The 11,609-nt window shown below is 38.4% G+C and carries 10 protein-coding genes; 2 read left to right on the top strand and 8 right to left on the bottom strand.

The window, feature by feature from the left end; translation table 11 throughout:
* Nucleotides 1-21 precede the first annotated feature (21 nt).
* The 5 genes from H6G77_RS14650 to H6G77_RS14630 form a co-directional block, all read right to left on the bottom strand.
* Complete coding sequence (locus H6G77_RS14650; RefSeq protein ID WP_190871925.1) at nucleotides 22-858, bottom strand: phycobilisome linker polypeptide; 837 nt, start codon at nucleotides 856-858, stop codon at nucleotides 22-24.
* Between the two features lie 136 nt (nucleotides 859-994).
* Nucleotides 995-1,483: a phycocyanin alpha subunit gene (locus H6G77_RS14645; RefSeq protein WP_190589771.1), complete on the bottom strand. Its 489-nt coding sequence runs from the start codon at nucleotides 1,481-1,483 to the stop codon at nucleotides 995-997.
* Nucleotides 1,484-1,556: 73 nt separating this feature from the next.
* Nucleotides 1,557-2,075, bottom strand: a complete 519-nt coding sequence (locus tag H6G77_RS14640) for a phycocyanin/phycoerythrocyanin subunit beta (protein ID WP_190871924.1) — start codon at nucleotides 2,073-2,075, stop codon at nucleotides 1,557-1,559.
* A 779-nt stretch (nucleotides 2,076-2,854) separates the two neighbouring features.
* Nucleotides 2,855-3,793, bottom strand: a complete 939-nt coding sequence (locus tag H6G77_RS14635; protein ID WP_190871923.1) for an RluA family pseudouridine synthase — start codon at nucleotides 3,791-3,793, stop codon at nucleotides 2,855-2,857.
* A 321-nt stretch (nucleotides 3,794-4,114) separates the two neighbouring features.
* Nucleotides 4,115-4,831, bottom strand: coding sequence for a Uma2 family endonuclease (locus tag H6G77_RS14630; RefSeq protein WP_190871922.1), 717 nt, complete (start codon nucleotides 4,829-4,831; stop codon nucleotides 4,115-4,117).
* Nucleotides 4,832-5,854: 1,023 nt separating this feature from the next.
* On the opposite strand from H6G77_RS14630, the gene H6G77_RS14625 reads away from it, so the two are divergent.
* Nucleotides 5,855-6,976 carry a response regulator gene (locus H6G77_RS14625; RefSeq protein WP_190871921.1) on the top strand — a complete coding sequence of 374 codons (1,122 nt, stop codon included), beginning with the start codon at nucleotides 5,855-5,857 and terminating at the stop codon, nucleotides 6,974-6,976.
* A 54-nt stretch (nucleotides 6,977-7,030) separates the two neighbouring features.
* Nucleotides 7,031-7,402: a response regulator transcription factor gene (locus tag H6G77_RS14620; protein WP_190871920.1), complete on the top strand. Its 372-nt coding sequence runs from the start codon at nucleotides 7,031-7,033 to the stop codon at nucleotides 7,400-7,402.
* A gap of 391 nt (nucleotides 7,403-7,793) precedes the next feature.
* Here H6G77_RS14620 and H6G77_RS14615 read toward each other — a convergent pair whose 3' ends face one another.
* The 3 genes from H6G77_RS14615 to H6G77_RS14605 all read right to left on the bottom strand — a co-directional run bounded on the left by H6G77_RS14615 (nucleotide 7,794) and on the right by H6G77_RS14605 (nucleotide 11,553).
* Nucleotides 7,794-8,744: a hypothetical protein gene (locus H6G77_RS14615; protein WP_190669837.1), complete on the bottom strand. Its 951-nt coding sequence runs from the start codon at nucleotides 8,742-8,744 to the stop codon at nucleotides 7,794-7,796.
* Nucleotides 8,745-10,054: 1,310 nt separating this feature from the next.
* Nucleotides 10,055-10,834, bottom strand: a complete 780-nt coding sequence (gene cobA, locus H6G77_RS14610) for a uroporphyrinogen-III C-methyltransferase (protein WP_190871919.1) — start codon at nucleotides 10,832-10,834, stop codon at nucleotides 10,055-10,057.
* On the bottom strand, nucleotides 10,831-11,553 hold the full coding sequence (locus tag H6G77_RS14605) for a sirohydrochlorin chelatase (protein ID WP_190871918.1): 723 nt from the start codon (nucleotides 11,551-11,553) through the stop codon (nucleotides 10,831-10,833). Before H6G77_RS14605 ends, cobA begins: the two co-directional genes overlap by 4 nt.
* Between the last annotated feature and the right edge of the window lie 56 nt (nucleotides 11,554-11,609).

Below are 11,609 nucleotides of genomic sequence, written 5' to 3'. Positions count from 1 at the left end.
ATTCCTGATTTTTGCTGAAATTTACACTTGAGAGATTTTGATTATCTTACCGCCGCGCTTGTGTATTTCTTGGTAGGTGGTTGAAAGACGTTCGTAAGGTACAGTGTACACTTGGCGGCTACGGCGTACTGATGCTTTAGAGCCAATTGTACCGGCGATCGCTTCAATTACAAACATCCGACTATCTCCGCGTTGAGCAGCACTAATTAAAGTTGGCGCTGCTGAGGTAAAACCTGTACCTGCGGAAGTTGGCGGTAAAATTCCATTAGCTAAATTCAATGAAACTTTCGTCCGCAAGCGAGAATTTCTGCGTCCCATTTGAGCATTATCACTATTACCAGAACCGCGATAAAGCTCACATATCCGATTAAAACCAACAGTTTTCATGCCAGGAATTGATTGAAATCCCCGGTGATAAGGCACAACAGCATTTCCAAAAGCATTTTCATATTCTGGGCTGTAAATGTAAGATTCAATATCTGCATCATAGCCACGCGCAGCATATAAATCTACATGGTAAGCAATCTCTGATTGATCGTAAGGCGCACGTCCCAATAAGTGCTTATAGTTTAATTCGATAAAACGCACTTGGGAGTTGTTATAAAAAAAGCATTCTTTGTAAAATTCAGATTTTGCCAAAGTTTCTACAAATTGCCGCACGCTAATTTTGCCATTTCGCAATAAAGCTTCGGCACTAGTAAATTTTTGGCTGGCGTAGATTCCTTGACGACCAAAAATTTGCTGATAAGCAGCACGAAATACTTTTTGTAATTCGTCTTCGCTCCAATTTTGGCGTAGCTCTACTTTAATGGCAATTGCATCTCTAATGCCTAGTCGGTCTGCAATAGAAGCACTCATTTGGACTATCGCTCCTTTTTCAATTTTGGTTAGCAATAAATTTGGGTCTTTGGCAGTAGAAAACCGCAACAATTTAAGTAGAAAATTTTCCTACTAATTGAGCAATTATCTATTGACAAAGACCCACAATTTTGTATTAGCTTAAAGCGTTAATTGCATAGTTGAGATAGGTGTTAGCTTCCCCAGCAACATCACCATTTAAACCATGATTGTCACGCACAAATTCGAGTGCAGCTACATACCAGCTAGGAGATAAACCCAAAGCACCATTGAGTTCACTTAAACCAGCAACTACATATTCATCTAAGGGGCCAGTACCGCCAACCACACAGCAATAGCTGATGGTGCGGAGATAGTGATCAATATCGCGTACACACTTGGATTTACCTTCGGGAGTAGACGCATATTGAGGGCCACTCATTTGAGTGGTGTAGGGGAATTTTTGATAAACATGATTGGCGGCTGCTTCTGCCCATTTTTTGCCATTATTGCTAAATGCTTTCGCAGCATCTAAACCTGCACGAGCGCGGTTGAACCGACCAAATACTGCTTGTATTTCGGTATTGCTGAGATAAGAACCACGCAAATCAGCAGCAGATATCGCTTCCGTTAAAGGTGTTTTCATAACTCTCCTAATCTCCTCGATTTTTGACTAATTCCTAACAACCAGTTTGCGAACAGTTGGCACAAACAATTTATTAAACAACAGCACCAGACGCACGATCAAAATAGCTGGCTAATTCACCAATTAATTGGCTACAATCACCTTTTGTAATACCATTAGAGTCATTAGCAATCGCAATAGCAGCATCTTTCATTTTCTGAATTCCAGAAGCTACAGCATCGCCAGGAGTACCTAGTGCTTGATAGGTTTCACGCAGACCATTTAAGCAGCGATCGTCCATCACACTAGCATCACCAGCTAATACAGAATAAGTAACGTAACGCAGAATAAATCCTAAGTCACGGATACATGCAGCTTGGTTGCGGTTGTGGAAACAAGCACCACCAGCATTAAAAATTTGTGGACGTTCAGCTACTAAAGACCGATAAGCGTTAGCCACAATTGAAGAAGCATTACTGGTGAGTCTGTTAACGATATCTAACCGCTTATTGCTATCAGCAACCATAGCTGATAATGCGTTTATTTCTTCACCGCTTAAATATGAACCTTTTTTATCGGCTTGTTCAACTACTTTGGAAAAAGCGTCGAGCATTTTTGATTCCTCCGACCATTAATTGCAGATATTTATGTGGTTCATAGCAATTAATCTATGGAGCAAAATTCATTGCATTACAAAATCACTACTTCAAATAGTTAATTTGAAATAATAACTTTTTGCCGCAATTAACTATTCTTTAAAACAGCTAACTTTGCTTGTTTTTTTAATTGCTTTTAAAACCTTGTTCGTATTTTATATATTGGTTGAGTTAGTTTATTCTTAAGTTTTATGAAATAGTATTTCTCCATACAGCTTTTTCGCTAAACTATCTCCCTACATAGCTTTGAGGCATCATCAGAAAATTTTTGCTTTACATTCCAACATTTTTAGAAAACTTACTTCACATATTCCCTGGACTTTTTTGAGCTTAGTAACAAATAAAACTTATATATCTAGAATTTCTGACAGTGTAGCTTGAGAAAGTGATTAGCACAGCAGGAATCAAGCTACTGTTCAAGCAGAACCAAAAGTTGAAAATTTAGGGTTGTTGATTGTTAACTTTAAACTTTTGGCTACTAACAGGTGTTAGTAGACTGTGAACAATTTGTTAGAGAAATTTTGTAATTTAAATCACAATTTTGATTTTTATTGCATCAGATAAAAATCAAGAAGATGTCAAGTCTGAAATATATGCTGAATTTGCTTATAACTTTCTGTTTACCAGCCTTTCATCTATTACTACAGCTTGTAAATGAGATTTTTGCCCAAAATTTCTGTGTAAGCTTTTGTAAACCAAAGTAAAGCGAAATCTGAAAATTATTTATATTCTTTTTTCAAGAAGAGAATGCGATTCTGCGGCGGAGGACTTCTAACAAAGTTGTAAAAGTTTGGGGTATTGGTGCTGTAACTTCAATCCAATCTTGTGAAATGGGGTGTTGTAACTTGAGCCGCCAAGCGTGTAATGCTTGACCAGGAAGATTTACACCCACCGAACGACCAGAACTATAAACAGGATCACCCACAATGGGATGACCAATTTTGGCGCTATGAACCCGAATTTGATGGGTACGACCTGTTTCTAATTGAAATTTAATTAATGTGTAATTACCTAAGCGTTCTAGTATATGCCAGTGTGTAACTGCTGTGCGTCCACCTTGTTCTACAGGAATGACAGCCATTTTTTTGCGGTCTTGGGGATGGCGACCGATCGGAAAATCTATCTTACCACTTTCAGTTTTTGGCGCACCGTAAACTACACCTAAATATTCTCGCCTTGCGGTTTTGGCTTGGAGTTGTGCTTGTAAGTGTTGATAAGCGATGTCGGTTTTGGCGATCGCGATCGCACCGGTGGTATCCTTATCCAATCGATGCACAATTCCCGGACGTTGAACTCCGCCAATACCGGGAAGGTTTGGACAATGCGCCAACAAAGCATTTACCAATGTGCCATCATAATGTCCTGGTGCGGGATGGACAACTAAGCCAGCAGGTTTATTGAGGATGAGTAACTGTTCATCTTCGTAAAGAATATCAAGGGGAATATTTTCTGCCTGTAGCTCTAGGGGCTGTGCTTCTGGTATTTGTAGAGTGATGCGATCGCCTATTTTCACATTCTCCTTTTTAGACGTGCAGACTTGACCGTTAACTTGGACATTTCCCTGTTCAATCAACTGCTGAATGCGAGAACGAGAAACATCCGATAACTCTTGTGCAAGATAACGGTCTAAACGTGCGCTATTTTCTAAAACTTCTAAATTAATGTCGGTCTGCATTGAGTATAGGGAGTGGGGAATAACGAAAAATTAAGGGTTTTGACAAGGGTGTAGGGGTACGCTGACAGGTGAGGTTTTGTAGGTTATTTATGCCCCAAAAACCTTGATTTAGGGTGTAGGGGTGTAAGGGTGTGAGGGGAATGGAACTCTGATTCAATCATGATTTTTAGAGTCGCTACTCATCACTCTGTTGAAAACCTACACTTGTGAGGTAGGGGTACAGGGGTATAAGGATGTATCTAAAACCCTTACGCCATAAACCCTTACACCCTTACACCCAATCTTCATAGACAATCTTGGTGCGTAAGTCCTGTTCACACTTCACACTTCATCAGGGTTAATTCCCCTATCGCGGAGTAAAGCGCGGAGTGCTGCTAGTTGAGTTTCGGCTTGTTCAGCACGTTGGCGTTCTCGTTCAGCACGTTGACGTTCTTGCTCGGCTGCTATTTGTGCTTGTTCGCGTTGTTGCGCTAATTCTAAATAGGTGAGAAACTTCTGTCCATCGGGACGATAAATTAGAAGTTCGCCGTCTGATAACTCAAAGCGAATACCTAGACGCGGACTTATCCAGTTAATCATTTGGGGAATTTCAGCTAATTCATGTTCTGAACGCAACCAACCGCTTAACTCTGTTGTCTCTGGGTCATATATATAGTATTCTTCCACCCCATAGCGATCGTAGAATTTATACTTAGCAATCATTTCTTTGGCAGTGTTGCTAGGGGAAAGAATTTCAAATACCACTTGTGGCGGAATGTTACCTTCTTGCCATTGTAAATAAGAACCGCGATCGCCTTTTAGTCTGCCAAACACTACCATCACATCAGGCGCTCTCCGCGTCACATTATCACCTTCAACAGGATACCAAAACAGATCACCCGCGACAAATACATTAGGTTCGTTGGCAAATAATAAATCTAAATTCTTTTTAATCAATACAATCAATTCAAACTGCTTTGTATTTTCCGCCATCGGCTGTCCATCAGTTTCCGGGTAGATGATATCTTTTTTGGTAGAAGAAGGTAATTGAGTCACCATGAGCGTAAGTCCAAATTACACAAGTGGCATAGTTAATTCTAGCTTAATAATTCAATAGCTATAATTCAGAATCCAGAAGTCAGAATTCATTAGATTTGAGTAACTCACCAAGCATTCCCAAATGAGCAGCAAACAAATCTTGACTTTTGAACACTGAATTCTTACCTTTTCTCCAACCCTGCACACGATGATTAATTACTGTACTTCTTTAAATTCTCCGGATCTATTGCTATATTTCCGACAATTAAAATCTTTAAATAATAATTATATTTATATCTTCAGAGGTTGTTTATCATAAAAATAACTGGTTTTTATCTGAATACAGAAAAATCTATGATGTTGCCATTTAGCATTTAGCTGAATTTAGATATCCAGCTTCTATCAAGTACACTTTTGACTTTTACATCAGATTGGATTGACAGAACACAAAAATATTTCCGGGTAAATATTTTTCGACCGATAACAGCAAAGCCTGTTTTTAGTGCTGATGCTTCCATTAACTGCTGTAAGTCTTGTTCAGAATCAATATTCAACTTATTACTGGGAAAAATTATGCTACGGAGTTGCAAGATATACTAAAGCAATAAAAAACCAGATGACTCAGTATATACTTAAATTTGCATTTTTAGCCAAAATATCCGTATTTAAAAGTTTTTTTTGTTACTGATGGGTTGGAGCCAATACGTCTAAATGCAAAATATGATGTACTGTTAAACTAGCCAGATTATTACAAGCGAAGAAAGCAAAATTGTTTTTTGGATAATGTTTACCATGAACAAATCCAACTACTTTTTTGTTGAGCGATCGCTTAGTTTGGTATTTCTTAGTTAAGTGTAGTTAGGTTAGCAACATCTTATCAGAGATTGACTACTTTAGAGTTAGGGGTAAAGAATCTCTGTACGAACCCAAATATGACCGCTATATTTAGCTGAATAGAATCTCAAAAATATTTGCTTGTGGATACCAACTAGGTAATTCACAAATTTGCCTTGCCAATATGTACTTTTATCTAAAGATATTCCTATGAAAACCCTCCCTATTAGTAGATATAGATTTTTCCAAAAAATCCAGCCCTTATCTTTATTGAAGAAAATCACCAGTAAATCTGTCACTGGTTGTTTACAAGTCTTTAGTACATCTGGCGCTTGGTCAATATATATAGATGAAGGTAAGCTAATATATGCCTGCTATTCCGAAAAGATGTTTGAACCGCTTTACCGGAATCTACAACATTTGAGTGAGCAAATTTCGACCTTACCGTATGGAATTGACGCTCAACTCAGGACAATATTTGAAAATGGCGCTGGTAGTCAAGCCATACCTAACCCAGATTATTTGGCAATTTGCTGGTTAGTTAATCAAAAGTATATTAGTCCAACAGAAGCAGCCGTACTCATCGAACAACTAGCATTAGAAGTTCTCGACTCATTCTTGAGCCTAGAAGAGGGTAGTTATGAATTCATCCCCGAAAGCTTTTTGGATGATATGCCTAAATTCTGCCATCTTAATCTCCGCTTGTTAGTCGAACGCTGTCAAAAGCGCGGAAAAGAGGGCGTTTATCAAGATAGTTCGCCATATACCGAAAGTAGTTCTGTTGGGTTCAATCATCAAGATTTCCGTTCATCAACAACTGTGGCGCAGCCATCACCATTTACCACCCCAACCCGGACACAACCCAAACCAGAACCACAATTACCCAAAATTAACCGCTATCCATCGCAGGCTACTAGCCCTAGCCATCATAATTATCAAACTCATTCTTCACCATCACCAGAGAAGAAAGTCTACACAATCTTTTGTATTGATAATAGTCCTGCTTTATTAAATGTCGTGAAGAATGCTTTAGATGAGCAAATATTTTCTGTAATTGGAGTTACAGATTCTTTAAAAGCTTTAATGGAAATTTTGCGGACTAAACCAGACATTATTTTATTAAATGTAGATATGCCTGATTTAGATGGCTATGAGTTATGCACTTTATTACGACAACACACATATTTCAAAAATACACCCATAATTATGCTGACAGAAAAAGTCAGCCTCATCGACAGAGCAAAAGCTAAAATAGTCAGAGCTTCTGGCTATCTGACTAAACCTTTTACCCAAGGAGATTTAATGAAAATTATCTTTAAGCATATTGTCTAATTTTCAGATTTAGTTAGAATAAATCAACTAAATCGCTGATATGGAGATTCAGAATTGAGTATTACATGGGTAGGGACAATTCTGATATTAGAAGAAACTCTCAGTGAACTAGCAAATGTGCTGGGAGATAAAGGTTATAAAATTATTAAAGCTAAAACTGCAAAAGAAGCTTTAGAAATGGCTTTAGAAGAAAAGCCAGATGCAATTATTACTAATGTATTTATGCCAGGGATGAATGGTTTTGAATTGTGTCGCTTCCTCACAAGTCATCCCAGCCAAGCCAAAGCACCTATCTTAATTTGTAGTACCACAAATCAAACCAGTCATCTAGTGTGGGGTAGAAAACAGGGCGCGGATGCTTATTTAAGCAAGCCTTACACCGCCGAAGAATTGCTGAATGCTATTCAGTTGGTTGAGATTAACTAATTACAGCAGATTCGATGTTTATAAGGTACAGCAACTGATTGAAAAAAGTAATGAGTAATGAGTCAGAAATTTACTTATTACTCATTACTTAAGAGGTTGTTTGAAAAGTGTTTGGCTGTGCTATTTAGTACATTCAGATCCCCCCTAACCCCCCTTCAAAAGGGGGGAAAAAGAATCAAAGTCCCCCTTTTGAAGGGGGATTTAGGGGGATCTAAAATGATTTGATACATGATTAAGGACTTTTCAAACATCCTCTAATACTCAATATTTGATTTCTGAAATGTACGTAGGATGTGTTAGCGACAGCGTAACGCATCTATGGCAAAGTTTTCGGTGCGTTACGGCTTACGCCTAACACACCCTACACATACTAGACTCTAGCTTGAAATTTTTAAGCCTTCATTGCCAAATGCAGATTAATCGACTCGTCAAATTTCCAAGTGTAATTACCCGCAGCAGCAAAAGCCTCAGCGACGTGTAACACTTTTGCTTCTAAAATATCTTGTAATGACTCACCCTCATAATCAGCCTTATGCGCCATTTTCAACATATTGTAGTTGATAGTATCATGGGGCAATTTTAGCTGGTCAAAATCTGGAGTCAAATCATATTCGCTATTCTCTAATATATGATGATCGCCAGAATGGTAATGAACATCAAACCACTCTCTGGTGATTCCTCTTCCATTTGGTGCAAATAATATTTGAGACTCTGGAGAGTCGATAACACATTCTGAAATACCTACAGCGATAAACTCAACAGCTAACATCGCTATTAAGGCGTTTCGCATATCGGCTTCTTTATTAATCAAAGTATCCATCAACATAATTGGTTCTGCTTTTTCAAGCTGGGCTAGGAGTTTAGCACCTTCAGGAGAAAGCTTACCAGTACTGGAATCATTCATGATTCCCACAGCAGTCATCAACTTTTTCCAATAATCTAAATGACTACCTTCTTCAAAACCATAGTCTTTGGCAATACCAGAAATACCATGTTGTAGGGAAGCTAAGATTTTTTCGCGTTCTTTACCTGTGTAGTTGAAGACTAAAAGCAAATTACGGCTGGAATTTTGTTCAGAGAAACGGTTCAAAAACTTCTTGACGTTTCTGATAACAGTGCGAGGAAAGGTTTTGACTATTCCCCAATAAATTGCTGAATATGACACTAGAGAAAAATAATCACCTGCACACATACCTTGGACGACTTTAGAAGCACCCATGATTTGTTTCACTCTCTGAGAGAGTTGAATTATCTCATCAGGCATTTCGGTTAACAATCCCAACTCATCAACAAGAACTTTACCTTGTTGCAATTCTTCCAATTTAATCAAAGGTGTATTCATGATGGTTTTCTCTCTACAAGTAGGTGTGTTGATTCTGACCAAAGTGAACAATTAGCTGAAAGTTGGGAGATGGTTTCAACAGAATTTGCTTGTAATTATCAGCATTGTGTCTTCTCTTCATCCTCCAAAGTGACCCTATTCAGATATGTCTATAGAGTATGAATAGGCAAACAGAGTCTGACCAGAAGTTGTTATATACAACAACAGCCTCTTTAAATCAGCAGATGATTGCAGCAGTTATTCCCAGGGGAAATCCTCAGACTGCACCTGCCTTAATACAGCTATTGATATTCAACAAACTGGTTTCTCTTGCGTGGGAAGATTTGAGAGAATCTAAGACTTGTTGCTAATAATCAAGAAGGTTTTGAAAACATCCTCTTCAGAGGATTCAGTACCTATACTCACCACCCTAAAATGCTGCAAAGTATCATTTTTTATGGGTGGTTTAGAGTAATCTGTCAGAGTTCATTACAACATTAAAAAGTTTTCAGACATCCTCTATGAGTAAGGTTAATTCAATTGAAACTAGTAAGTAGTATAACTTAGCTTTTTTGTATTCTAAATAAATTATTCACGAGTAAGAACATACGGATTTATCACAAATAATAAAAAAGGAATTTATGTCACATGCTATAATGCTGCTTTTTATACATATAAAATAAATTTTATTAATACATTACTGACAGTATTAATACATAAACAAAATTTGATTAAGGAATTTTTAGGTTAATGTAAAATAAAAACTTTACTAGATAAATTAAGTAATTCAGGCATAAATTGCTTAAAACAGTCTATTTTATGATTTTTGCTCTTTAATCAATTTTTTATAATTTAGTAACTTTAATCACCTTATATAAAATTAATATAATTTATCAGTGCGTATCTACGTAAGTGATATATATTTAAAATCATAGTGATATTACTGATAAAAACTTTGGATCAAATTTAAATTTACACTTTAATCTTTAACTAAACTACATTTATTTTTTTGCATGTTAAGTTAACTGCTGATGTCAAGTTTTACAGCAGAAATAAAGGGTTTAAAGAAGGGTGAAGGGGTGTATGGGTGTCAGGGCTTGGCTGTGATCATATTTCACTTTAAAAATAATACAGAGATACAAGCAGCGCCTCGACTGACCTCGACTTCTCCTGAAGGAGACGCTGCGCGAACGCTCGGTACAAGTCGCTCGGCGAACAGAAGCAGAGGTACAGAGAAAGTGATTACTTATCATCAAAGATTATTGGTGATTCTAAATCACGTTACGGCGGACGAAATGCAAAATCAGGTGCGATATATCTAGACTCTTTGATCAAACTGGACGACAAGCGGATAAGATATCGTGCAGATTCACTACAGAACCAATAACCGCGATCGCCGGCGCATCAAATTTGGTTTGTTCAACTTGCTCTACAATTGTGCCTAGCTGACCAATGAGTTCTTCTTGATCTGGTCTTGTACCCCAGCGCACTAACGCAATTGGTGTTGCTAAACTTAAACCCGCCGCCGTTAACTCTTCAATGATGTGCGACAAATTATGAACGCCCATATAAATGACAATTGTCTCAGAACCTTGGGCGATCGCTTGCCAATTTACCGTCGGTCTATACTTACCAGCCGACTCATGCCCAGTGACAAAAGTTACTGAAGAACTATACAATCTATGGGTCAAAGGTATGCCAGCATAAGCTGGAGCGGCGATTCCCGATGTAATTCCTGGCACAACTTCAACAGAAATCCCGGCTTGGACTAAATCTGCCATTTCTTCGCCACCACGACCAAAAATAAACGGGTCGCCGCCTTTGAGTCGTACTATTATGGTGTGGTCTTGGGCTTTATCTATTAATAACTGCGTGGTTTCATCTTGTAATAGTGAATGTCTCCCCATCCGCTTACCAGCGTTGATTTTTTCGGCTTGGGGGTTAATCATTGCTAAAATGGCTGGACTCACCAACGCATCATAAATCACGACATCGGCACATTCTAATAAACTTTTGCCTTTGAGAGTCATCAGTCCGGGATCTCCCGGCCCTGCACCTACTAAATAAACTTTTCCCAAATTCTTCTGCTCTTCTTTTTCTGTGCAGTTCATTCCTTCATCAAATCCCAAATCAAATCAGCTAACTCTGCACTTGCTCCCAAAGGTTGAGCTAATTGGAAAGTCACAGCCGGAAATTTTAATTTTAGCGTTTCTGTGAGTTGTGCGATCGCATCGGTTATGCCACCTGCGAATAAAAAATATGGCAAAATTGCAATTTTTTCTTTACCAGCAGCTACCAACTGTTCTACCTGTGCTTCTAAACTAGGAGCCACAGACCAATAGGCTGCTACTGCACCTATATTTGCTGCTATGGTTTCCACTGGCTGTTGAAAACCCGGACGGCGACTCCCATGAGCAATTAAAACCCAGGCTTGGGTTTTAATCTCAGCCATTTGTTGAGATAGCAACTTGCTTAAACCAGGGTTGCTACCTATATATGGTAGTAATTCCAAATTAATATCTTTGCCCAAGGCTTGTTGTGCTAATGCTATTTCTTCAGGGATTTCTTGCATCACATGGACTCCCGGTAAAAGAAATAGCGGTATGATTTTGAGACGATCGCATCCAGCCACAAATGCACTATGAGCAAATTCTTTGATTTGGATGTGTAACGGTTCTGGACGTGTTTCTAAGTAAGCCAAGCCGACTAGCTTTTTGCTTGATGAGTAACTTTGCTGTTTTTGACTTAAGAATTCTGTCAATTGCTGTAAAGCGATTTCTGGACGAGGGTCACGGCTTCCGTGCGATACCAACAGATATGCAGATGACATGGGTAAAGGTGTAACTCTTGCTAACTAAGCTTAATCTTAGATGCGGGAGTTAGTGA

Source organism: Aulosira sp. FACHB-615 (assembly GCF_014698045.1).
GTDB lineage: Bacteria > Cyanobacteriota > Cyanobacteriia > Cyanobacteriales > Nostocaceae > Nostoc_B.
This window is presented reverse-complemented; position numbering and strand designations above follow the sequence as displayed.

Bases quoted from the DNA above. Each gene is read 5' to 3' on its own strand.
- H6G77_RS14650 (WP_190871925.1), bottom strand. From the start codon at position 858: ATGAGTGCTTCTATTGCAGACCGACTAGGCATTAGAGATGCAATTGCC.
- H6G77_RS14645 (WP_190589771.1), bottom strand. From the start codon at position 1,483: ATGAAAACACCTTTAACGGAAGCGATATCTGCTGCTGATTTGCGTGGT.
- H6G77_RS14640 (WP_190871924.1), bottom strand. From the start codon at position 2,075: ATGCTCGACGCTTTTTCCAAAGTAGTTGAACAAGCCGATAAAAAAGGT.
- H6G77_RS14635 (WP_190871923.1), bottom strand. From the start codon at position 3,793: ATGCAGACCGACATTAATTTAGAAGTTTTAGAAAATAGCGCACGTTTA.
- H6G77_RS14630 (WP_190871922.1), bottom strand. From the start codon at position 4,831: ATGGTGACTCAATTACCTTCTTCTACCAAAAAAGATATCATCTACCCG.
- H6G77_RS14625 (WP_190871921.1), top strand. From the start codon at position 5,855: ATGAAAACCCTCCCTATTAGTAGATATAGATTTTTCCAAAAAATCCAG.
- H6G77_RS14615 (WP_190669837.1), bottom strand. From the start codon at position 8,744: ATGAATACACCTTTGATTAAATTGGAAGAATTGCAACAAGGTAAAGTT.
- cobA (WP_190871919.1), bottom strand. From the start codon at position 10,834: ATGAACTGCACAGAAAAAGAAGAGCAGAAGAATTTGGGAAAAGTTTAT.
- H6G77_RS14605 (WP_190871918.1), bottom strand. From the start codon at position 11,553: ATGTCATCTGCATATCTGTTGGTATCGCACGGAAGCCGTGACCCTCGT.